This window comes from Streptomyces sp. NPDC059679 (assembly GCF_042734105.1).
GTDB lineage: Bacteria > Actinomycetota > Actinomycetes > Streptomycetales > Streptomycetaceae > Streptomyces.
In genome coordinates this window covers 13,135-35,227 of record NZ_JBHWES010000097.1, presented here as the reverse complement: position 1 = coordinate 35,227, position 22,093 = coordinate 13,135, and the positions used below count along the sequence as shown (strand labels likewise).

Here is a 22,093-nt window from a genome sequence, read left to right as displayed (position 1 = left end):
ACGGCGGCTTCAAGAAGTCCGGCTACGGCAAGGACCTGTCCGCGTACGGGTTCGAGGACTACACCCGGATCAAGCACGTCATGACCTCGCTGGGCTGACGCCTGACGCCTGACGCCTGACGCCTGACGCCTGACGCCTGACGCCTGACGGTCCCGGGGCACGCCCTCCTCCGTGTCCCGGGACCGTACGTATCGTTGAACTGTGCGGCTGCGCGTACACACGCGCGACAGGGGAGGAGCGGCACGATGACCGTCGAGTTGACCGAACGGATCGAGATGGCCGAGAGCGGCGAGCCGAGCTTGGACGAGATGTTCGAGCTTTTGGAGCGGATGCCTGCCCCCGAGGGCTACAGGGTTGAGATCGTCGAGGGGGCCATCTGCATGACGCCGCAGCGTACGACGCACTGGGACATCATTCGCAGGGTGCTGCGCCAGCTGGAGGACCGCTTCGGCGAAGACGCGCGGATCACCTCGGATGTGCGGATCGACTTCCCCGGCTACCTCAACGGCTTCTGCCCCGACTTGGCGAAAATCGCCGAGGGAGCGGTGCCGGATGAGCACGGGAACCTCTCGTACCGCGACGTCGAGTTCGTGCTGGAGGTCATCTCCCGGGGGACGGGCAGGAACGACTACGGCTCCAAGAGGGACACCTACGCCGTGGCGGGCGTCCCGGTCTATCTGATCGCCGATCCCTACCAGCGGCAGTGCCACGTCTTCACGGAGCCGAAGGGCGATGAGTACCGCACCCAGCGGACCGTGGACTTCGGCGAACCGATCGACCTCACCGGTACGGTCGTCGACCTGGTCATCTCGACCGAGCAGTTCCCCCACGACTGACCCCCAGCAGCGCACACAGCGCCCCGATCCGGTTCGTCGTGATCGAGTCCACCCCCGCGCGCAGCAGTCGCGCCATCGACCGCCGGGTGTCGGCGGTCCACGCGGAGACCAGCAGCCCGTCGGCGTGGTTGCGGGCGACCAGCTCCGGGGAGACCAGCCCGAAGCGGTAGTTGAGCCAGCGGGGGCGCAGGTCGGCGAGCAGCGTCGGGCGGGGCGGGGTCAGCGTGGTCCAGGTCAGGGCGAGCTCGGCGTCCGGGTCCTCGCCGCGCACGGCGTACATGGCAGCCGGACCGCCGCAGTAGTAGACGCGGTCGGCCGCCCCGGACTCATGCACCTCGGTCACGGCGCAGTGCGCGGCTGAGGCGTCGGGGAGGTCGATCATGATGCGGGTCGAGTCGGCCGCGGCGAGGGCGTCCCGCAGAAAGGGCACACCGCCGTCGGTGAGCCGCCGCACCTCACCGCCGGTCAGCGCGGCGAGGGGGCGGTCGTGCCCCCACAGCCGCTTGAGGGTCGCGTCATGGAGCAGCATCGGGACGCCGTCCTGGGTCAGCCGCACATCGATCTCCACCGCATCGGCTCCCGCGAGCACCGCGGAGCGGACCGAGGCGAGGGTGTTCTCGCGGCATACGTACGGGTCGCCGCGGTGGGCGACCGCCGTGCACGCCGCCGCCGGCGCGGTCATCGGTCCGCGGCCGCCGTATAGGCGTCGATCTCGGCCGACAGCCGCGCCTTGCCCGCCGGATCCAGGAAGGACGCCTCGACCGCGTTCTTCGCGAGGGCCGCGACGCCCGCCGCGTCCAGGTCCAGCAGCCGGGCCGCCACCGCGTACTCGGTGTTGAGGTCCGTGCCGAACATCGGCGGGTCGTCGCTGTTGATGGTCACCAGCACCCCGGCCTCGACCATCTCCCGCAGCGGGTGCTCGTCCAGCGTGGCGACCGCGCGGGTGGCGATGTTGGAGGTGGGGCAGACCTCGAGCGGGATCCGGTGCTCGGCGAGGTGCGCGAGCAGCTTCGGGTCGCGGGTGGCGCTGGTGCCATGGCCGATGCGCTCCGCGCGCAGCTCGGTGAGCGCGTCCCAGATGGTCTCGGGGCCGGTCGTCTCGCCCGCGTGCGGGACGCTGCGCAGCCCGGCCGCGATGGCGCGGTCGAAGTACGGCTTGAACTGGGGGCGCGGCACGCCGATCTCAGGTCCGCCGAGACCGAAGCTGACCAGACCCGCCGGGCCCAGGTCACAGGCGATGCGGGCGGTCTCCTCGGCGGACTCCAGACCCGCCTCGCCGGGGATGTCGAAGCACCAGCGCAGCACGGTGCCCAGCTCGGCCTCCGCCGCCTTACGGGCGTCCTCGATCGCCTCGACGAAGGCGACATCGGGGATGCCGCGCCGCGTGGAGCTGTACGGGGTGACGGTCAGCTCGGCGTAGCGGATGTTCTGCCGGGCCATGTCGCGCGCTATCTCGTAGGTGAGCAGCCGTACGTCGTCGGCGTCGCGGATCAGGTCGACGACGGAGAGGTAGACATCGATGAAGTGCGCGAAGTCGCGGAAGACGAAGTAGTCCGCGAGGGCTTCGGGGTCGGCGGGGACCTTGGAGTCGGGGTGGCGGGCGGCGAGCTCGGCCACGATGCGCGGGGACGCCGAGCCGACGTGGTGCACATGCAGCTCCGCCTTGGGAAGGCCGGCGATGAAGGTGGTGAGATCGGTCAACGGATCCTCCGGGAGGCGGCCGGCTGCGACGGGCTCCGGTCATCGTAATCGGGTGTCGGGGAGGGGGCGGCACGGGTCGTGAACGGGCCTGGGCACAGACCGCCGGTAGGGGTCGGGCACAGGCCGTAGCATGGGCGGACATCACCTGGGGGAGAGCATGGCCGACCAGCCCGAGCAGTCCGACCAGCCGGAGCGTGCCGTACAGCCTGAGCGTTTTGTACCGCCCGAGCAGCCTGAGCGTGCCGTGCCGCCCGAGCAGCCTGAGCGTGCCGTGCCGCCCGAGCAGTCCGACCAGCCTGCTCAGCCCGCAGAGCCGAAGCGGCCCGAGCCGCGCGAGAGCGATCCGTGGGCCCCGCCGGAGCAGCGAGTGCTGCTGGACAAGTCGGCCGTGGGGCCCGCGGCGGCCGAGCCGCCGACGGCTGTCCCCCCGGCCGCCGCCCCGGCGCTCGGCGCGCCGCCGATACCGGGCCCGCCCCTCGTCCCGCCGCCGCCCGCGGTGCCCGGGCCGGGCCCGGCGATGGGGTCGGGGGCGGTGCCCCCGCCGCCTCAGGCGCCGACCGGCCCCGGCACGCCGAGCGCCTATCAGCCGCCGCCCGGGCTGTACGGGGCGGGGCCGTACGCGCCCACCGGCTACGGTCAACCCGGCTACGGTCAACCCGGCTATGGCCAGACCGGGTTCGGCCAGACCGGGTATGGCCAGTCGGGCTACGCTCAGCCCGGCTACGGCCAGCCCGGCTACGGCCAGCCCCCGTACGGAGCGCAGCCCGCCTACGGCTATCCGGGCTCGGGCTACCCGGGCCCGCCCTATGGGCCTGTCGCCTTCACCCCGGACAACGGCAACGGCACCGCCGCCCTGGTGCTGGGCATCGTCGGCACCGTCCTCTTCTTCAGCATCGTCTTCGGCGTGCTCGCGATCATCTTCGGGGTGCTCGGCCGAGCCAAGGCGCAGCGAGGCGAGGCCGACAATGGCGGACAGGCCCTGGCCGGACTCGTCCTCGGGGTGATCGCCGTGGTCGCGAGCGTCGTGATGATCTTCGTCTATATCGCGGAGGACGACGACCCGGACGACCCGTACGCCCACGGACCCGCCTACAGCGGCGCCGCCGTCGTGGTCGTGGACGCCCCGGACGACAGCCGCTGACGGGCCTCCATCAGCGCGAAGCCCAACAGATTCAGCCCGCGCCAGCGGGCCGGGTCCTGAGCCCGCTCGTCGTCCGCAGCCAGGCCGATCCCCCATATGCGGTCCATCGGGCTGGCCTCTACCAACACCCGCGCACCCGTCCCCAGCAGATACTCGCGCAGCAGCGGATCCGCGCCGAACTTGTGCACGCTGCCCTGGACCACCAGCTCGAAGCGGTGCCGCTCCCACTCCGCCTGGTCGAAGCCCCGCACCGAACGGCCCGCGTCCTTGGCCTGCTTGGGATGGGTCGCCTCCAACGCCCGCCGCTCGGCGTCCGCGTCGCCGAACAGCCGGGCCTTGCCCGCCATCATCCAATGCTCGGCCGTCGCATAACGGACACCGCCGACCACGAACTCCGAAGGCCACCACTGGCTGAAGCACCCGGGGCCCACACCACCGCCGCGCGGCGCGCGGTGGCCCCAGAACCACACGTACTTGAAGCGCTCGCCGCCCGCCGCCCGCTCGGTCAGCTCGGCCACCGAACGCGGCCCGCCGTCCGCCGAAACCGAAACCGTCTCCCCGTTCGTCTCCATGCTCGGATTTTCGCATCCGCCACTGACAGCGCGGAGAGAGAGCCGCCGCCGTGGGTGGGCCCGAGGACCGGTCAGCCCATAACATTGCACGGCACTTCATCAGGAGGGGAGACCACCCATGTCGTCTACCAACCCACAGCCCGGCCCGTACGACCCGAACCAGTACGGCACGCCCCAGCCGCCCAACCAGCCCCCGCAGTACCCCGCCGGCGGCTACCCGGCCGCGGGCCACCCCGCCGCGGGCTACCCCGCCGCGCCGCCCGTCCACCCGGGGGCCACCGGGATGCCCATGCAGCAGAGCAACGGCATGGGGACCGCCGCGCTGGTGTGCGGCATCATCGGGCTGGTGTGCGGGATCACCTACTTCCTGTGGGTCCTGGCCATCATCCTGGGCATCCTCGCGATCATCTTCGGCGCGGTCGGAAAGGGCAAGGTGAGCCGCGGCGAGGCCAACAACGGCGGCTCGGCCACTGCGGGCCTGGTCTGCGGAATCCTCGGCATGGTCATCCCGGCCATCTACCTGATGGCGCTCGACGCCGCGATCGACTCCGTCTTCTAGCCCGTTCGTTTTGGTGCCGGTACCGCCCCGACGGATCAGAGGTTCGCCGAAACGGGGCGGTCAGGCGACGGTGTGCGGTGACATGAGGAGCTGACGCCGGCTCCGGCTTCTCTCAGCGGCTCCGGTTTCTTCGCAGGAGCCCCCACACGGCCCACAGCAACAGGCCGGACAGACACCAGCTCCCGAACACGTCCAGCGGCCAGTGGTAGCCGCGCCGCACGAGCCCGATGCCCACGGCGAGGTTCAGCAGCGCCACCGCCCCGACGAGCGTGCGACGCGTGGGCGGACGCCGCAGATACGGGCGCAGCAGCAGGACGGCCGCGCCGTAGGCGACCGCGGCGGTGGCGGCGTGGCCCGAGGGGTAGAAGCCGGAGCCGTCCGCGAGAGGGCCGGGTGGGCCGGGGCGGTCGATCAGGGCCTTGACCGGCGCGACGAGGGCCGGAACCAGCGCCATCGCCACGGCGGCGGCCAGCGGCGGCAGCCACCAACGCGCCGCCCCCGCACGCCGCTCCCGCCACGCCACCCAGCCGAGCACGGCCGCGAGCACCGGCAGGGCCACGGCCATGTTGCCGAGGTCGGCGAAGAACTCGGCGGCGGGGGAGGGAAGGAGCGCGGGGCCGAGCCCCGAGGACGCGGTGAGTGCCTTGGCCAGCCGCTCGTCGAGCGAGCGCAGCGGGCCGTGGGCGGCCACCTGCCAGGTGCACAGCACGAACAGGGCCACCAGGGCGAGGACCGGAGTGAACGCAAAAAAGATCGGCGGCCCCGGAACAGGGGGGGTGGTTCCGGGGCCGCCGTGGTGACCGGAATACCGCGCGCCCCGGGGGGTTTGGGGCGGGCGGCCGTCCGATCGGTGAGGAGATCCGGAGCCGGAGGCTCCAGTGGTGTGCGCGAGGGCACAGCCGGGTCGGGGCTGGGGAAGCACCGGCTCGGCGCCGCTCGCAGTCCCCTGCGAGCGGGGTGTTTCTCTCATCTGCCACGACCGTACGGCAGCGAAGCCGCGCCCGACAGGCCGATCACCCAGCTGTCATCGCCCTCGCACATCTTCTTCACGCCGCCCATCGATCACTCACAGTCACAGCTGACCGAACGCCTCTTCGAGCACGTCCAGCCCCTCGTTCAGCAGCTCCTCGCCGATGACCAGGGGCGGCAGGAAGCGCAGCACATTCCCGTACGTACCGCAGGTCAGGACCAGCAGCCCCGCGGCGTGACAGGCCTTCGCCACCGCCGCAGTCGCCTCCGGGTTCGGGTCCTTGGAGCCGGACTTCACCAGCTCGATGGCGATCATGGCGCCGCGGCCGCGGAGGTCGCCGATGATGTCGTGCTTGTCCTGGAGCGCGGCGAGACGGGTCTTCATGATGTGCTCGATGCGCTGGGCCTTGGCGTTGAGATCGAGGTCGCGCATCGTCTGGATGGCGCCAAGGGCCGCGGCGCAGGCGACGGGGTTGCCGCCGTAGGTGCCGCCGAGGCCGCCGGCGTGGGCCGCGTCCATGATCTCGGCGCGGCCGGTGACGGCGGCGAGGGGGAGACCGCCGGCGATGCCCTTGGCGGTGGTGATGAGGTCGGGGACGAGGTTTTCGTGCTCGCTGGCGAACCACCTGCCGGTGCGGCAGAAGCCGGACTGGATCTCATCGGCGACGAAGACGATGCCGTTGGCGCGGGCGAAGTCGGCGATCTTGGGGAGGAAGCCCGGGGCGGGCTCGATGAAGCCGCCTTCGCCGAGGATGGGTTCGATGATGATGGCGGCGACGTTGTCGGGGCCGACCTGCTTGGTGATCATGTCGATGGCCTGGGCGGCGGCCTCGTCGGCGCAGTGCTCGGGGCCGGTGAGCCAGCGGTAGGGGTAGGCGACCGGGACGCGGTAGACCTCGGGCGCGAAGGGTCCGAAGCCGTGCTTGTACGGCATGTTCTTCGCGGTCAGCGCCATGGTGAGGTTGGTGCGGCCGTGGTAACCGTGGTCGAAGACGACGACGGCCTGGCGCTTGGTGTAGGCGCGGGCGATCTTGACGGCGTTCTCGACGGCTTCGGCGCCGGAATTGAAGAGGGCGGACTTCTTGGGGTGGTCGCCTGGGGTGAGGGCGGCCAGCTCCTCGCAGACCTGTACGTAGCCCTCGTAAGGGGTGACCATGAAGCAGGTGTGGGTGAAGTCGGCGAGCTGGGCGGTGGCACGGCGGACGACGGCCTCTGCGCTGGAGCCTACGGAAGTCACGGCGATGCCCGAGCCGAAGTCGATCAGAGAATTGCCGTCCACGTCCTCGATCACCCCGCCACCCGCCCGCGCGGCGAACACCGGCATGACGGTTCCCACACCACTGGCCACCGCCGCGGTCTTGCGCGCGAGCAGCTCCTGGGACTTCGGGCCGGGGATCGCGGTGACGATACGGCGCTCCTGCGGGAGGGAGGGGCCTCCGGACAGTTCGGTCATGGGGTGCTCCAGGTGGTCCAGGGGGAATAACGGCGCTTTTACTCGCAGGCTAGGCGGGGTGCGGTGGGTGTGGCATGTTCCGTTCGGGAGCAGTGGGCGTGGTGCGTTGTCCTTGGCGGACATAGCGCGGAGGGGATGAACGGGGCGTGGGAACGGCCGGGTCGCTGAACTCCCCGGCTGGGAACACTAGATTGGACGCTGTCGCGTCGGCGCGGTGACGCGAGGCGCGAGCACGGAGCACAGCCGGTCAGGGGGCAAGGGGCAGCAGATGGACACCGAGGGCACATTCGACTCACGCGGCACCCACCGCAACCCACCCCACCATCCGGCCACCCCACCCCCATTTCCTGCGCCCCTCCCCGCCCCGCCCGTCGGCCCTCCGCCCGCCGCCGGACCACCCTCGTACCCCCACCAGGCACCAGCGACCCCGCCCCAGCCGTCGGCCCCGCCGCCCGCGAGCCTAACGGCGGGCCTGCCGCCGATGCCGCAAAGCGTGCCAGGGACACCTTCTGGCGGGCGGCCGTCCTTGACCGACTGGCTGCGCACACCGCGGCCTGAGGCGGCGCCGGGGGTGTGGACGTACGGGTACAAGCCCAAGCCGCCGGAGGATCCGGAGCGGATTCCCGACCGACGGCTGGTCGCCGGGGCGCTCATCGCCGCCCTCTGCGGCTGGCTGGTGGGGGCGATGCTCTGGAATAACTACTTTGGCGGCTACTGGTTGTGGCCACTCGACCTGCTCACCCCCGACTCCTGGGCCGAAAACGGCGAGATGGCGTATGTCGTGGCGACATACGCCTACTATGCGATCTTTGCCTGCGCCATCGTCGTGATCTTCGGCCGAGTCGGCAATTGGGGCGAAGTCTGGCGCCGATATGTAGCCCCCCTCTTCCGCTGGGACGACTCCGACTCGCCCCCCACCCCCACCAACCCCCAAGCCGACCCCGCCCAGTGGCCCGAGCTGCGCGCCGCCGGGGCGCACAGTGCTGCGGATCGGTTGGCCGAGGAGGTGCGGGCGGGGCGGATGAGTGATGTGGATCATGCCCGGATCCAGCGGGCGTGGCAGGTGGTGCGGGCCGGTCGGGACTCGCTTGCCGCGTTCACCGACACCGTGCTGCGCCACGGCGCCGCCGCGCACGCGCACCCTTCGGGCGCGCGGGATCTGCCCGCCCGTACGGCGGAGCACGACCTGGTCGCCCACCAGGTCCGCATCGGCACCGCCGCCGACGACCTCCGCAACCCCTATCAGCACCGCGGCGTCGGCCTCGCCCTCGACCCCGACGTGCTCGGCACGTCCCTGCTGGCCGTCGGGCCGGCCGGGGCGGGGAAGACCGGGCGGCTGGTGCGGCCCGTGGTGGAGGCGCTGTGTCTGCAGGCGCTCGCGCGGCAGGTGGCGGTGGTGGCCGTGGGGACGGCGGGGTCGGGGCTCGGGGCGGATGACGCGTTCGACGTCGTGGTGAAGATCGGCCGCCCGGACTCCGCGTACGACCTCGACCTCTACGGTGGCACCAACGACCCCGACGAGGCCGCGGGCGTGCTCGCCGAGGCCCTGATCGGCGACATGGCCGCATCGCTGCCGGGCGGGGACAGCCGCCGGGCGGGGACCGCGCTCGCCCAGCTGCTCGGCCCGTACCGCGCCGCCCACGGCCGCTTCCCGTCCGTGCCCGAGCTGCGCGAGCTGCTGGACGGCTCGAAGGTCGCGGTCGGCGCGCTCCGCGAGGCGCTGGACGCGGCCGGGCAGTCGGCGCAGGCGCGCGAGCTGGACGCGCGGGTGCGGCAGGCCGGCACGCCCGGTGACGTGGGGGCGCTGCTCGCCGACCGGATCGCGCTGCTGGACCGGCCGGTGTTCGCCGAGTTCTTCAATACGAGCGGCGACCGGCGGCCCTTCTCGCTGCGCGCCCTCGAGCATCCGCTGCGGGTGCGGATCGATCTGCCCGAGCGTGGCCATGTCGAGGCGTCCCGGATGCTGGCTCGCCTGGTTCTCGCGCAGTTCACCGAGTGCGCCGTGGGCCGTGCGGACCGGTCGCTCTTCGCCTGTCTGGTGCTCGACGACGCCTCGCACACGATCACCCCCGAGGCGCTGCGCGGTATCCAGCGGCTGCGTTCGGCCAACGCGGGGGTCGTGCTGACCCTGCGCACCCTGGACGACGTGCCCGACGCGTTGCGCAGCGCGCTGCTCGGTGCGGTCGGCTGCCGGATGGCCTACGCCGGGGTGACGACCTGGGACGGGGCGCGGTTCGCCGAGGTGTGGGGCACGGCGTGGGTCGAGGCGCGGGACGTCACCGACCGCCAGATCATCGCGGAGGCTCCCTTCACCAAGGTGATGCACTTCATCCGGAAGGTGGTCACCGGCAAGGCCGTGACGATCCAGTCCGTGACCGTCCGGAAGGTCGAGCGCGAGCGCTGGTCGGCTTCGGAGCTCGCGCACACGGTCCCCGCGGGGCACGCCGTGCTGTCGGTGACCTCCGTACGGGGTGAGAGCGGGCCGCCGGTGCTGGTGGATCTTCGCGCCTGAGGCCGGTACGGGGCAGAGCATGCTGGCGGGTACCCACCCCCGCCAACATGTCCCGGCTGCCCCCGCGTGCAGCCGAAAATCGACGTTCTTCGATTCCCCGTATTCATCCATTGAGGCAGAATCGGTTGCAGCCGTTCATACGGGACGGCGAAGTCCCCGCGTCGACGTCGACCGAAGGTGCCATGCCTCCCACTCTCGCCTCACTGGTCCACCACACCGCGCTGAAGCTGTCCGTGCTCGCGGGTGAGGACCGGTTGGAGACGCCCGTGCGCTGGGCGCATGTCAGCGAGCTCGCCGATCCCGTGCCGTATATGGAGGGCGGTGAGCTGCTGCTGACCACCGCCATGAAGCTCGACGCCGAGGACCCGGAGGCGATGCTCCGTTACGTGCGGCGGCTGGCCGGTGCCGGGGTGGTGGGGCTCGGGTTCGCGGTCGGGGTCAACTATGACGAGGTGCCCGCCGCGCTCGTCGCCGCGGCGAAGAAGGAGGGCTTGCCGCTGCTGGAAGTGCCGCGGCGCACGCCCTTCATCGCCATCAGCAAGGCCGTGTCCGCGGCCATCGCCGCCGACCAGTACCGCTCGGTGACCGCCGGGTTCGAGGCGCAGCGCGAGCTGACACGGGCCGCGATCGGCGCCGAGGGGCCCGCCGTGCTGCTCGCCCGGCTCGCGGCGCATCTCGACGGCTGGGCGGCGCTGTACGACGCCTCCGGCGCGGTGGTCGCCGCCGCCCCCGACTGGGCGGCCCGGCGGGCCGCCAGGCTCACCGCCGATGTGGAGCGGCTGCTTGCCCGGCCGGCCCCCGCCAGCGCCGTCCTCGGCGGCGGAGGTGGCGGAGGAGTCGGAGGCGCCGGAGGAGGCCCTGGGGGAGAAGGCGGGGACGGTGACGGGACAGGCGGTGCCGATGGTGCGGATACGGCCGGTGAGGCGGCCACGGACCGGGTGGAGCTGCAGTCGCTGGGCACCGGCCGCCGCACCCGTGGCGTTCTCGCGGTCGGTACGGGCGCGCCCCTCGGCACCGCCGAGCGCTACGCCGTGCATTCGGCGGTGGCGCTGCTGACCCTCACCACCGAGCGTTCCCGCGCGCTGCACGAGGCCGAGCAGCGGCTCGGCGCCGCCGTGCTGCGGATGCTGCTCGCGGGCGAGCCCGACCATGCGCGGGCGGTCGCGGGGCAGCTGTACGGCGGTCTGCTCGACGCGCCGTTCCGGATGCTCGTCGCCGAGGGCGCTCCCGGCAGCGGGCCGCAGCAGCCGGGCGCGACAGCCGCCGCCGGCGGCGGCATACCGGAGACGTCGGCGGAGAGCCTGTCGGACACCGCCCCGGACAGCACGAACGCAGGCGGTACGGCGGCCCGTACGGCCCCGGCCGCCGAGGCGGCCCCCGCCGATACCCGCCTCGGCTCGCTCGCCGACGCCATGGAGACGGCCGCCGCCCGCACCGGCGAGGCCGTGCTGGTGGTGCCCGACGGCGGGCGCCTTGTCGTGCTGGCTCCGGACGGCGGCGCCGCGGTCTCCGTCTGCGCCGAGTACGCCAAGGCGGTCGAGAGCCGCCGCGGTGCCGCGGTCCGCCCACGTGACCGCAGCGCCGTGCCCCCGGGCGACGACCTCGACGACCTCCTGATCGGGTTGTCCGCCCCGGCGGGTCCGACGGCCGCCGCGGCCGCCTACCGCCAGGCTGAGCAGGCGCTCTCGGTGGCCAGGCGGCGCGGCCGGATGCTGGTCGAGCACGAGGAGGTCGCGGCGGGCTCCGTGCTGCCGCTGCTGGCCGACGACGCCGTACGGGCCTTCGCCGACGGCATGCTGCGGGCGCTGCGGGAGCACGACGCGACGGGCCGCGGCGACCTGGTGGCCTCCCTGCGGGCCTGGCTGTCCCGGCACGGCCAGTGGGACGCGGCAGCCGCCGACCTCGGCGTGCACCGGCACACCCTCCGCTACCGGATGCGCCGCGTCGAGGAGATCCTGGGGCGGTCGCTGGACGACGCCGATGTGCGCATGGAGCTGTGGCTGGCCCTGAAGGCGACCGCGCAAGGGACCCAGCACGGCTGAGGCGCAACGCGGGCGTCAACCCCGTACGCCCGGCCACCCCACCAATGCGGCGCGAGGCGGCGGCCGACTGCTACGCACCGGACAAACAGCTTCCGGCCGTCCCGCGCCTACGGTGGAGGTGGAGACACCTCCGCACCATCACCCCACCACTTCCGGAAGGGTCGGGATCCGCCGTGCCAGACACAAACGAAGCCGTCACCCATGCGTTCTGGCTCGCCGGCCGCGAGGCCACGGGCGAGAACACCTTCGAGGTCACGTCCCCCTGGGACGGGCGCATCGTCGGCGCGGTGAGCATTCCCACCGAGGCCCAGGTCGAGGAGGCCGTCGCGGCCGCCGCGGCCGTCGAGGACGAGTTCGCCGCCACCCCCGCGTACGTGCGGGCCGCCGCCCTCGACCACGTCTCGCGGCGGCTGGGCGAGCGCGGCGAGGAGATCGCGCGGCTCATCTCCGCCGAGAACGGCAAGCCCATGAAGTGGGCGCGCGGTGAGGTCGGCCGGGCCGTGTCCGTGTTCCGGTTCGCCGCCGAGGAGGCCCGCCGGTTCAACGGCGGGGAGGCGCAGCGGCTGGACACCGACCCGGGCGGCACCGGGCGGCTGGCGCTGACGCGCCGCTTCCCGCGCGGGGTCGTGCTGGGCATCGCGCCGTTCAACTTCCCGCTGAACCTGTGCGCCCACAAGGTCGCCCCGGCGCTGGCCGTCGGCGCGCCGATCATCCTCAAGCCGGCCCCGGCCACGCCGCTGTCCGCGCTGCTCCTCGGCGAGCTGCTGGCCGAGACCGATCTGCCGGCGGGCTCCTGGAGCGTGCTGCCGGTGCCCAACGACCGGATGCCCGCGCTGGTCCAGGACGAGCGGCTGCCGGTCATCTCCTTCACCGGCTCCGACAAGGTCGGCTACGCCATCAAGCGGTCCGTGCCGCTCAAGCACTGCACGCTGGAGCTCGGCGGCAACGGCGCGGCCGTCGTGCTGGGGGACTACTCCTCCGAGGCCGACCTGGACTGGGCCGCGGCCCGCATCGGGACCTTCTCCAACTACCAGGGCGGGCAGTCCTGCATCTCCGTGCAGCGGGTGATCGCGGACGCCTCCGTCTACGAGCGGCTGGTACCGAAGATCGTCGCGGCCGTCGAGGCCCAGGTCACCGGGGACCCCTCCGACGATGCGACCGACGTCGGCCCGCTGGTCAGCGAGGACGCCGCGAAGCGCGTCGAGGCCTGGGTGGAGGAGGCCGTCCAGGGCGGGGCGCGGCTGCTGACGGGCGGCAAGCGTGAGGGCGCGGCCTACGCCCCGACGGTGCTCGCCGATGTGCCCGCCGACGCCGCGGTCTCCTGCGAGGAGGTCTTCGGGCCGGTGCTCATCGTCCGCGAGGCGGCGGGCGAGGACGAGGTCTTCGCCGCGGTCAACGACTCCAAGTACGGGCTCCAGGCGGGCGTCTTCACCCGCGATGTGCGGACCGCCTTCCGCGCCCACCGCGCGCTGGAAGTCGGCGGTGTGATCGTGGGCGACGTCCCGTCGTACCGCGCCGACCAGATGCCGTACGGCGGCACCAAGAAGTCCGGTGAGGGCCGTGAGGGCGTGCGCTACGCGATGGAGGACTACACCTACGAGCGGGTCCTCGTCCTCACCGGCCTCGACCTGTGAGCCTCGCCTGACGCGCTGATGCGCCTGACCCCGATCCGGCCTCATGATGAGCGCCCACGCGGAGGGTGACGTAGGTCCTCCGCGTGGGCGCGTGGCCCGTCATACCGGGCCGGGCCCGTCGTATCGGGCCGGGCCCGTCCTATGGCGGCTCCGGACCCTCAACCGGAGAAGCCGAGACGAGCCAGTCTCAGTGCCCCGCGCAGCGTGATGTGCAGGTCATGCACGCCCGACGGGGGAGTGGGCAGGGTGGCGCCCACGGTGGTGTAGCGGTACGGGTCGCCGGTCGGCGGGATGGCGACCGAGGCGAGCGTGGTGCCGTCGGACAGATGCAGCTCGACCGCAGCCGCATCAGCCGCCCCCGCCCCCGTACCCTCCGGGTCCTGCGCGCGTGCCGCCTCCACGGTGACCGTCCGCGCGCCCGCCCCGAAGTCGCAGGCGCGGAAGAGGAGCCGGCCGATCGTGTCGTCCGCGCCGGCCACCGCGTCGCCGCGCACCTTGCTCAGGTCCACCAGCCTGATCCCGTCGGCCGAGTCGAAGTCCGCCGCCGCAAGGCCCCGCTCCAGCACCGGGCGCGGGGCGGGCGGCGGGCCGTCGACGGCGATGGTGGCGGTGCGCCGGATGTCCGCGCTGGAGGCGCCGGCGTGGATCTCGTACGTGCCCGGGTCGACGGTCCAGCGGCCGTGTGCCACATCCCAGAAGCTCAGCGCCTCGTCGACCGGGACGGTGAAGAACAGCCGCGCCGTCTCGCCCTGGCGCAGCGGGACCCGGCGGTGGGCGATGAGCCGGCGGTGCGGGCGCGGGACCCGCGCCCCCGGGGCGCTGACGTAGATCTGCGCCACCTCGTCGCCGTCGCACGGGCCGACGTTGGTGACCTCGCACTCCACCGTGAGCACGGCCCCCTCACCCTCACTCGCGGTCCGCTGCACCGACAGGTCCCCGTACGCGAAGCGGGTGTACGACAGGCCGTGCCCGAACGGGAACAGCGGTGCGCCGTCGAAGTACAGATAGGTGGCGCGGGACGCGATGATGTCGTAGTCGAGCAGGTCCGGCAGCTCCTCCTCGCCGGCGTACCAGGTCTGCGGCAGCCGGCCGGCCGGTGAGACATCGCCGAACAGCACCCGGGCGAGCCCGGTCCCCGCCGCCTGGCCGCCGTGCGCGGACCACAGCAGCGCGGGCAGTACATCGGCGGCCTCGCCCACCGCGTACGGATAGCCGGCGACCAGCACCAGGGCGGTGCGCGGATTGGCGGCGTGGGCGGCGCGCCACAGCCGGTCCTGCTGGGCGGGCAGCGCGAGGGTGGTGCGGTCCTCGGTCTCGCGGCCGTTGATATGCGGGTCGTTGCCCGCCAGGACCAGCACGGTGGTGGCCTCCGCGGCGGCCCGTGCGACCGCGTCCTCGCCGCGTTCGACGACCTCCAGTGTGAAGACCTCCGCCTCCGCCTGCGCCTTTGCCACCTCCGCTGATCCGTCCGGCACGGCAACCTTCAGGCCCTCGGCGGCGACACAGACGTACCCGCCCGTTCCCCTGTGCCGGAGGAGATGTCCGTCGCCGTGCCGCTCCAGCGTGAACGTCTCCTGGACCACCCAGCCCCCGGGCTGCTCGGCCGCGGCCCGTACGAACCCGTCCTCGACCACGGTCAGATAGCGCCCCGACGGCGCGCGCAGCGTGAGCACGCCGCCGCCCCAGTCGGCGAGGGCCAGATCGGTGGGCGCGGGACCGACGGTCAGCGGCGGCAGGTCGGTGCGCCCGGCCGTGTGCGCCGGGTTGAGCGAGCCCTCCAGCGCCCGTTCCCCGACCTCCGCGTCCGGGACCCGCACCCACCCCGCCGCGGCGCGCAGCCGCACGGTGTCCGTCCCCTCCACGAACACCACGCGCTCCGCGCCGAGCCGTCTCCCCAGCGCCTCGCGCGGTGTGCTGCGGCGGATCAGGCTGCCGCTGTACCAGTCGAGCTTGCACTCGTCCGCGAGCGGGCCGACCACCGCGACGGTGCCCGCCGTGGCGTCGGACAGCGGCAGCAGCCCGTCGTTCTTGAGCAGGACGACGGCCTGTTCGGCGGCCTCCAGGGCGAGTGCCCGGTGCCCCGGCGTATCGAACCCGGCCTTCCCCGCCGGCTCTGTGGGCGGGTCGAACTCCCCCAGCGCGCAGCGCATGGCGAGCAGCCGCCGCACCGCCACCTCGACGACCGACGCGTCGATCAGCCCGCGCCGCAGCGCGCCCCGCACCCGCTCGACGGTCTTCGACGCGTCCTGGTCGTGGTCGGTGAAGCTGTCCACCCCGGCCAGCAGGGCCGCGGCCACCGCCTCCTCATGGGTGTCGAAGTAGTGCTCGGAGTCCACCAGGTTGGAGGGCGCGCCCGCGTCGGAGCACACCACCAGCTCCTGCTCGGTCCAGGTGCGCAAGTGCTCCCGCAGATACGGGGAGACGTGGTTGGGCCGCCCGTTGACCAGGTTGTACGCGGGCATCACACCCGCCACCGAGCCCGCCCGCACCGCCCCGCGGAAGGCCGCGAGGTCGTACTCGTGCAGTACGCGCGGCCGTACCGAGGAGGAGGTGGTGTCCCGGTGGGTCTCGTTGTTGTGCGCCAGCCAGTGTTTGAGGACGGGCGCGGTGCGCCAGCGGGCCGGGTCGTCGCCGCGCAGTCCGCGCGTGTACGCGGCGGCCAGCGTCGAGGTGAGGTACGGGTCCTCGGCGTAGCCCTCCTCGTTGCGGCCCCAGCGCGGGTCGCGCAGCAGATTCACCACCGGCGCCCACACATTGAGCCCCACCCGTTCGTCGCGGGCGCGCATGGCCCGTACCTCGGTGCCCACCGCCTCGCCGATCCGCCGCAGCAGTTCGGGGTGCCAGGTCGCGCCGAGCCCCACCGCCTGCGGGAAGACCGTCGCGGGCCCCATCCAGGCCACGCCGTGCAGCGCCTCCTGGCCGGTGCGGAAGGCCGCCAGGCCCAGCCGCTCCACCGCGGGCGCGAACTGGTGCAGCATCGCGATCCGCTCGTCGAGGGTGAGCCGCGCCAGCAGGTCCGCCACCCGCTCGCCGTCGGGCAGCCGCGGATCACGGAAGGGCGTACTCGTCGACTCGCTGGTGGCCTGGCAGCCGCTCACGCGCGGATCCCCTCACGGTCGTGTCAGTGGGGTCGGGGTGTCAATGTCATTCGAAGCGCTTCGATGCTGGTGTGGTGTCACCCGGATGTCAAGGCTCGAAGTGGCAACAACCCCATGACGTCATGAAGTTGCGGGAATAGTCATGATGAAGCAGACCGCCTCAGAGCTCCGCAGATCCTCTCGGACTGCGTTGATATGCGGCTCCGCCGCGCGGCCAACGAATCTATTGGGTACCGGTCTTGCGCGACCTCACCCCCCGACCTAACCTCAGCGCAACATTGAAGCGCTTCGACCATCGGTCACACGGCGGGTACGCCACGAAGGGTTGACGCAATGCCGAACTCCCAGGCTTCGGCCTCCACTTCCACTCCGAGCCGGAGAACCGTCCTGTCCTCCGCGGCCGTCGCCGCGGTGGCCGTCGCGGGAGGGGTCCCGCTGCTGTCCGCGTGCTCCACCGAGGAGTCCACCGGCAAGGGCGGTACGACATCCGGCAAGGACCTGAAGAAGCTGCTGCCGACCCATGCGGCCTCCCAGGTGGTGAAGCCCGACATCCCGAGCGTGAACGGCTCGAGCCCCGGCTTCACCCAGGCCAGGCCCACCGCCGAGCTGGTCGCCTCCGTCAAGGGCAAACCGGGCAAGGGCGGCAGCTACACCGTCTTCGAACCGCTCTGGGGCACCCCGCCGCCCAAGAACAGCGCCTACTACAAGGCCGTCAACGAGGCCCTGGGCGCGCAGATCACCTTCCAGCCGCAGGACGGCAACACGTACGGCGAAAAGCTCAGCGCCGTCCTGGCCTCCGGGGACATCGCGGACATCGTGATGATCCCGCAGTGGGAGATGGGCGGAAAGCTGATGGGCGCCATCAGCGCCAAGTTCGCCGACCTGGGCCCGTATCTGTCCGGCGACAAGGTCAAGAAGTACCCCAACCTCGCCGCCATCCCCACCGCCGCCTGGCAGATGTCGGTCTTCGGCGGCAAGCTCCGCGGTCTGCCCATGCCCGCACGCCCGCTCGGCGGTGTGATCCCCTTCTACCGGGAGGACATCTTCAAGAAGGAGGGCTACGAGGTCCCCAAGAGCGCCGATGAATTCCTCGCCCTCGCCAAGGAGATCACCCGGCCCAAGAGCAAGGTGTGGGCGTGCGAGGACATGTGGTGGTCGGCGCAGATCATCTTCGGCTGCCCGGGGGAGAAGCCGTTCTACTGGGTGGAGAAGGACGGCAAGCTCGTCCACAAGGTCGAACTGGACAACTATCTCGAGGCCCTGGAGTGGTGCCGCAAGCTCTTCAAGAGCGGCTATGTCCACCCCGACGCGGTCGCGGGCAAGGCCAACGACTCGCTCACCCGCTTCACCTCCGGCCAGTCGCTCATCATGAACGACGGCGACGCCAAGTGGTACGGCGCCACTTTCGAACAGGCCGATCCCAACCCCGACTTCAAGATCCAGGGGATGGACTTCTTCGGCGCCGACGGCGGCGACCCCACCCTCTACCTGGGCCCGCCCGCCAACATCTGGTCCTTCCTCAACAAGAAGCTCTCCAAGGACCGGATCGAGGAGATCCTGGCCGTCGCCAACTTCATCGCCGCGCCCTACGGCACCAAGGAGCAGCGTCTGATCGACTACGGCGTCGAGGGCGTGCACCACACCATGAAGCACGGCGCCCCGGTGAAGAACTCCAAGGGCGTCACCGAGGTCCAGGACACCTACCGCTTCATCGTCTCGCCCGAGGCCACCGTCGCCTACCCGGACTTCCCGCAGATGGTGAAGGACTACTGCGGCTGGATGCAGCGCATGGGCAGGTTCGCCAAGAAGCCCGTGTTCTACGGCATGCAGATCCAGGAGCCCAACCGCTACGCCTCCCTCTACACCCCCTTCGAGGACCTGGCCAAGGACGTCGTACGCGGCCGCAAGTCCATCCGCGACGCCCAGAGCGCCATCAGCGACTGGCGCAGCGGCGGCGGTGACAAGCTCCGCGACTGGTACGCGAAGCTCCTCGACAAGAACGGCAGCGGCGCCTGATGGCACTGGACACCGGCAGCCGGGCCGGTAAACCGCGCCGCGCGAGATCCGCGCGGCGCGGCGGCCCCGCCGCGTCCGGGCCGCCGACCGCCCCGCCGCCCGCCGTGCCGGACGGCGGCATCCGGTGGTGGCAGCGGCTGCGCCGGGACCGCACCCTGCTGCTGATGGTGGCGCCCGCCGTCGGCCTGCTCGCGCTGTTCAACTACGTCCCGCTGATCTGGACCACGGTCGCCTTCAAGGACTACGACCCGTTCACCCAGGGGCTGTGGACCAGCCCCTGGGTCGGCCTCGACAACTTCACCCTCCTCTTCGACGACAGCCGCTTCTGGGACGCCTTCGCCAACACCCTCGGCATCACCTTCATCCAGCTGGTGCTCTTCTTCCCCCTCACCATCGCGCTCGCCCTGCTGGTCAACAGCGTGCTCAGCCAGCGGATCCGAGGGCTGGTGCAGTCGATCCTCTACCTGCCGCACTTCTTCTCCTGGGTGCTGGTCATCACGGTCTTCCAGCAGATGCTGGGCGGCGCCGGGCTGCTCGCCCAGCAGCTGCGCCAACACGGGTACGAGGGCTTCGACCTGATGACCGACCCCGGCGTCTTCAAGTTCCTGGTCACCGCGCAACTGGTGTGGAAGGACGGCGGCTGGGGCGTCATCGTCTTCCTCGCTGCCCTCTCCGCCGTCAGCCAGGACCTGTACGAGGCGGCGGCGGTGGACGGGGCGAACCGCTGGCGGCGGATGTGGCATGTCACGCTGCCCGCGCTGCGCCCGGTGATCGCTCTGCTGCTGGTGTTGCGCGTCGGCGACTCGCTCACCGTGGGCTTCGAACAGATCCTGCTGCAGCGCGACGCGGTGGGGCCGGGCGCCTCCGAGGTCTTCGACACCTATGTGTGGTGGGTCGGCATCGCCAACACCGACTACGGGATCGCCGCCGCGGGCGGCCTGATCAAGGGCGCCTTCAGCCTGGTGCTCGTCCTGATCGCCAACAAAGTCGCCCACATGCTCGGCGAGCAGGGGGTCTACCAGAAATGACAGCGATATGACGGTGACCGCGCAGAGGGCCGCCGCGCCGCCCGCCCCGGCCGCCCCGCCACGCCGCGACAGCAGACGCCCGGTGTGGGAGGAGGAGCCGAGCAAGGCCGGCCAGGGGGTCAAGGGCGCCACCCTGGCCGGGGTCTGCCTGGCGATCCTCGGGCCGCTGTGGGTGGTGGTGGTCACCAGCCTCTCCGACCAGAAGGCCATCACCGACGCCGGCGGGCTGGTCATCGTGCCCAAGACGATCACCTTCCGGGCGTACTCCGAACTGCTCGGCGGCGGCACGGTCACCCGCGCGGCGATCGTCAGCCTCGCCCTGACGGCCGTGGGCACGGTGATCAGTACGGTGGTCTCGATCCTGTGCGCGTACGGACTGTCGCGCCGCGGGTCATTCCTGCACCGGCCGATCCTGATGGTGCTGCTCGTCACCATGTTCTTCAACGCCGGTCTGATCCCGACCTATCTGCTGGTCACCGGGGTCGGCCTGGAGGGCAGCTACTGGTCGATGATCCTGCCCAGCGCCATCTCGGTCTTCAACATCCTGGTGCTGCGCTCCTTCTTCCAGACCACCGCGCCCGAGCTTATCGACAGCGCCCGGATCGACGGCGCGGGGGAGTGGCGGATCCTGCTGCAGATCGTGATGCCGCTGTCCAAGGCGGTCATCGCGGTCGTCTCCCTCTTCTACGCGGTCGGCTACTGGAGCCAGTGGTTCAACGCGATGCTCTACCTCAACGACCAGGACATGTGGCCGCTCCAGATGATCCTGCGCCAGCTGGTCATCAAGCAGCAGGCGCCGCAGGGCATGTCCCAGATGATCTCCAGCAGCCAGGTCCCGGGTCTGGCGGTCCAGATGGCCGTCATGGTGCTCGCGCTGATCCCGGTCGTGGTGCTCTACCCCTTCGTCCAGAAGCACTTCACCAAGGGCATGCTCACCGGCGCCATCAAGGGCTAGCCCCGCGCCACTTTCCTTTGCCGGCCGACCCGAAGCGAGAGAGCGATGCCCGAGCTGAGCGATGTCACCCGCGGCCGCATCCTCTACGGCGGCGACTACAACCCCGAGCAGTGGCCGCGGAGCGTCTGGCGCGAGGACGTACGGCTGATGGGCGAGGCCCAGGTCAATCCGGTCAACTGGCGCGGCGTCAACCACCCGAAGCCGCCCGGGCTGATGCGCCTGTGGTCGCCGCAGGCCGTGGCGCGCGGCGCGGACGCCGTCTGCTTCTTCCAGTGGCGGCAGTCGCGGCAGGGCAGCGAGAAGTTCCACTCCGGGATGGTGCGGGACGGCCGCCCCTCCGCACGCCTCGACTACCCCCAGCTCGTACGCGCCTGGCACCGGGCCCTGTGGGAGCAGGACCTCACCACCGACTTCGCCCATCCGCACGCCGACCTCACCGACTACGCCCTGGTCGCCGTCCCCCGGCTGTATCTGCTCACCGACGAGTCGCTGGACAACCTGGCCGGCTATGTACGCGGCGGCTCCACCCTGGTCTGCGGCTTCTTCACCGGCGTCGCCGACGAGGACGACCGGGACCCTGCCCGCCCCCGCCGCGCTGCGCGCCCTGCCGGCCCGCGCCGCCGACCAGGCGGGGCTGCGGGCACCGCTGCCCGGCCTCCCCGAGGGCGTGGAGGCCGTGTTCCGCGGCGAGCACCTGTTCCTCCTCAACCACGGCCGCACCCCCGCGGCCGTCCCCTCCCGTCCGCGCGGACCGATCTGCTCACCGGCCGCGTGCACGACACCGAGGTCGGCCTCGACCGCTCCGCGGCCGTGGTCCTGGCCCCGCTCGATTCCCCCCACCCGAAGGGAGCAGCACCGTGCACCGAAAGGCTCGAAAGCTCTTCCTGACCCCGCTGTTCGCGCTCCTCGCGCTCATTGGCTTCGCCGCCGCCCCCGCCCACGCCGCCACCTGGTCCTCCTCGGACCAGTGGGGCAACTGGTCCAACGGCGGCTACACGCTCTACAACAACATCTGGGGCTCCGGCGCCGGAGCCCAGACCATCTGGGCCAACTCGTACACCGACTGGGGCGTCTGGGCCAACCACCCCAATACCGGCGGCATCAAGTCCTACCCCAACGCCAAGCGGGTCGTCGGCAAGAAGGTCAGCGCCATAGGCAGCCTGAACAGCAGCTACAACGTCACCGTGCCGTCCTCGGGCGCGTACAACACCTCGTACGACATCTGGGACACCAACTACGACTACGAGATCATGCTCTGGATGAACAAGACCGGCCCGGTGGGTCCGCTCGGCACCTCCCAGGGCAGCCTCACCCTCGGCGGCCACAGCTGGACCGTCTACAAGGGCAGCAACGGCGCCAATGAGGTCTTCTCCTTCATCCGCACCTCAAACTCCAGCTCCGGCTCCGTGGACATCAAGGCCATCGTGAACTGGATCAAGAACACCAAGGGCTGGTTCGGCGATGTGACCATCGGCGACGTCCAGTTCGGCTACGAGATCACCTCCTCGGCCGGCGGTCTGGACTTCAAGACCAACAGCTTCAACGTCTCCTTCAGCTGATCCCACTGCCCGACCGTG

At 71.7% G+C, this 22,093-nt stretch carries 16 protein-coding genes and 1 pseudogene; 11 read left to right on the top strand and 6 right to left on the bottom strand.

Features of this window, described 5'->3' with window-relative positions; all coding sequences use genetic code 11:
• Positions 1-245: 245 nt before the first annotated feature.
• Positions 246-836 (top strand): Uma2 family endonuclease, encoded by a 591-nt coding sequence (locus ACFV2X_RS50910; RefSeq protein WP_385630058.1) that lies wholly within the window; start codon positions 246-248, stop codon positions 834-836.
• On the opposite strand, the gene ACFV2X_RS50905 is transcribed toward ACFV2X_RS50910, so the two are convergent.
• Complete coding sequence (locus ACFV2X_RS50905) at positions 805-1,518, bottom strand: glycerophosphodiester phosphodiesterase (protein ID WP_385630055.1); 714 nt, start codon at positions 1,516-1,518, stop codon at positions 805-807. The two genes, ACFV2X_RS50910 and ACFV2X_RS50905, sit on opposite strands and share 32 nt — an antisense overlap.
• Positions 1,515-2,537 (bottom strand): adenosine deaminase, encoded by a 1,023-nt coding sequence (locus ACFV2X_RS50900; RefSeq protein WP_385630054.1) that lies wholly within the window; start codon positions 2,535-2,537, stop codon positions 1,515-1,517. Before ACFV2X_RS50900 ends, ACFV2X_RS50905 begins: the two co-directional genes overlap by 4 nt.
• 130 nt (positions 2,538-2,667) lie before the next feature.
• On the opposite strand from ACFV2X_RS50900, the gene ACFV2X_RS50895 reads away from it, so the two are divergent.
• Complete coding sequence (locus tag ACFV2X_RS50895; RefSeq protein ID WP_385630051.1) at positions 2,668-3,678, top strand: DUF4190 domain-containing protein; 1,011 nt, start codon at positions 2,668-2,670, stop codon at positions 3,676-3,678.
• On the opposite strand, the gene ACFV2X_RS50890 is transcribed toward ACFV2X_RS50895, so the two are convergent.
• Positions 3,627-4,250, bottom strand: coding sequence for an NADAR family protein (locus ACFV2X_RS50890; RefSeq protein WP_385630048.1), 624 nt, complete (start codon positions 4,248-4,250; stop codon positions 3,627-3,629). The two genes, ACFV2X_RS50895 and ACFV2X_RS50890, sit on opposite strands and share 52 nt — an antisense overlap.
• 118 nt (positions 4,251-4,368) lie before the next feature.
• On the opposite strand from ACFV2X_RS50890, the gene ACFV2X_RS50885 reads away from it, so the two are divergent.
• Positions 4,369-4,809 carry a DUF4190 domain-containing protein gene (locus ACFV2X_RS50885; RefSeq protein ID WP_385630045.1) on the top strand — a complete coding sequence of 147 codons (441 nt, stop codon included), beginning with the start codon at positions 4,369-4,371 and terminating at the stop codon, positions 4,807-4,809.
• 112 nt (positions 4,810-4,921) lie between these two features.
• Here ACFV2X_RS50885 and ACFV2X_RS50880 read toward each other — a convergent pair whose 3' ends face one another.
• Both ACFV2X_RS50880 and gabT read right to left on the bottom strand, forming a co-directional pair.
• A complete protein-coding gene (locus ACFV2X_RS50880; RefSeq protein ID WP_385630043.1) occupies positions 4,922-5,530 on the bottom strand; it encodes a phosphatase PAP2 family protein in 609 nt (202 codons plus the stop codon).
• 351 nt (positions 5,531-5,881) lie between these two features.
• Positions 5,882-7,231, bottom strand: a complete 1,350-nt coding sequence (gabT, locus tag ACFV2X_RS50875; RefSeq protein WP_385630040.1) for a 4-aminobutyrate--2-oxoglutarate transaminase — start codon at positions 7,229-7,231, stop codon at positions 5,882-5,884.
• A 268-nt stretch (positions 7,232-7,499) separates the two neighbouring features.
• Here gabT and ACFV2X_RS50870 point away from each other — a divergent pair, with 268 nt between their 5' ends.
• The 3 genes from ACFV2X_RS50870 to ACFV2X_RS50860 all read left to right on the top strand — a co-directional run bounded on the left by ACFV2X_RS50870 (position 7,500) and on the right by ACFV2X_RS50860 (position 13,419).
• Entirely contained in the window at positions 7,500-9,743 is a 2,244-nt protein-coding gene (locus ACFV2X_RS50870; RefSeq protein ID WP_385630038.1) for an ATP-binding protein, read from the top strand.
• A gap of 182 nt (positions 9,744-9,925) precedes the next feature.
• Complete coding sequence (locus ACFV2X_RS50865) at positions 9,926-11,785, top strand: PucR family transcriptional regulator (protein ID WP_385630037.1); 1,860 nt, start codon at positions 9,926-9,928, stop codon at positions 11,783-11,785.
• 173 nt (positions 11,786-11,958) lie between these two features.
• Positions 11,959-13,419 (top strand): aldehyde dehydrogenase family protein, encoded by a 1,461-nt coding sequence (locus ACFV2X_RS50860; RefSeq protein ID WP_385630034.1) that lies wholly within the window; start codon positions 11,959-11,961, stop codon positions 13,417-13,419.
• A 158-nt stretch (positions 13,420-13,577) separates the two neighbouring features.
• Here ACFV2X_RS50860 and ACFV2X_RS50855 read toward each other — a convergent pair whose 3' ends face one another.
• Complete coding sequence (locus ACFV2X_RS50855) at positions 13,578-16,517, bottom strand: glycoside hydrolase family 3 C-terminal domain-containing protein (protein WP_385630031.1); 2,940 nt, start codon at positions 16,515-16,517, stop codon at positions 13,578-13,580.
• Positions 16,518-16,850: 333 nt separating this feature from the next.
• Here ACFV2X_RS50855 and ACFV2X_RS50850 point away from each other — a divergent pair, with 333 nt between their 5' ends.
• The 5 genes and pseudogenes from ACFV2X_RS50850 to ACFV2X_RS50830 all read left to right on the top strand — a co-directional run bounded on the left by ACFV2X_RS50850 (position 16,851) and on the right by ACFV2X_RS50830 (position 22,075).
• Positions 16,851-18,533, top strand: coding sequence for an extracellular solute-binding protein (locus tag ACFV2X_RS50850; RefSeq protein WP_385630030.1), 1,683 nt, complete (start codon positions 16,851-16,853; stop codon positions 18,531-18,533).
• A complete protein-coding gene (locus tag ACFV2X_RS50845) occupies positions 18,533-19,561 on the top strand; it encodes an ABC transporter permease (protein WP_385630027.1) in 1,029 nt (342 codons plus the stop codon). The genes ACFV2X_RS50850 and ACFV2X_RS50845 overlap by 1 nt, the downstream gene beginning before the upstream one ends.
• Positions 19,562-19,568: 7 nt before the next feature.
• The gene (locus ACFV2X_RS50840) at positions 19,569-20,516 is read left to right on the top strand and encodes a carbohydrate ABC transporter permease (RefSeq protein WP_385630025.1); all 948 of its coding nucleotides are present in this window, start codon (positions 19,569-19,571) and stop codon (positions 20,514-20,516) included.
• 87 nt (positions 20,517-20,603) lie between these two features.
• Positions 20,604-21,404 (top strand): annotated as a pseudogene (locus ACFV2X_RS50835) (beta-galactosidase); the annotation flags it as partial.
• Positions 21,374-22,075 (top strand): hypothetical protein, encoded by a 702-nt coding sequence (locus ACFV2X_RS50830; RefSeq protein WP_385630023.1) that lies wholly within the window; start codon positions 21,374-21,376, stop codon positions 22,073-22,075. The pseudogene ACFV2X_RS50835 and the gene ACFV2X_RS50830, both read left to right, overlap by 31 nt.
• Positions 22,076-22,093: the final 18 nt, after the last annotated feature.

Excerpts from the sequence above, each read along its gene's own strand:
- ACFV2X_RS50895 (WP_385630051.1), top strand. The coding sequence starts at position 2,668 with ATGGGCGGACATCACCTGGGGGAGAGCATGGCCGACCAGCCCGAGCAG.
- ACFV2X_RS50905 (WP_385630055.1), bottom strand. The coding sequence starts at position 1,518 with ATGACCGCGCCGGCGGCGGCGTGCACGGCGGTCGCCCACCGCGGCGAC.
- gabT (WP_385630040.1), bottom strand. The coding sequence starts at position 7,231 with ATGACCGAACTGTCCGGAGGCCCCTCCCTCCCGCAGGAGCGCCGTATC.
- ACFV2X_RS50845 (WP_385630027.1), top strand. The coding sequence starts at position 18,533 with ATGGCACTGGACACCGGCAGCCGGGCCGGTAAACCGCGCCGCGCGAGA.
- ACFV2X_RS50850 (WP_385630030.1), top strand. The coding sequence starts at position 16,851 with ATGCCGAACTCCCAGGCTTCGGCCTCCACTTCCACTCCGAGCCGGAGA.
- ACFV2X_RS50885 (WP_385630045.1), top strand. The coding sequence starts at position 4,369 with ATGTCGTCTACCAACCCACAGCCCGGCCCGTACGACCCGAACCAGTAC.
- ACFV2X_RS50890 (WP_385630048.1), bottom strand. The coding sequence starts at position 4,250 with ATGGAGACGAACGGGGAGACGGTTTCGGTTTCGGCGGACGGCGGGCCG.
- ACFV2X_RS50865 (WP_385630037.1), top strand. The coding sequence starts at position 9,926 with ATGCCTCCCACTCTCGCCTCACTGGTCCACCACACCGCGCTGAAGCTG.
- ACFV2X_RS50910 (WP_385630058.1), top strand. The coding sequence starts at position 246 with ATGACCGTCGAGTTGACCGAACGGATCGAGATGGCCGAGAGCGGCGAG.
- ACFV2X_RS50840 (WP_385630025.1), top strand. The coding sequence starts at position 19,569 with ATGACGGTGACCGCGCAGAGGGCCGCCGCGCCGCCCGCCCCGGCCGCC.
- ACFV2X_RS50870 (WP_385630038.1), top strand. The coding sequence starts at position 7,500 with ATGGACACCGAGGGCACATTCGACTCACGCGGCACCCACCGCAACCCA.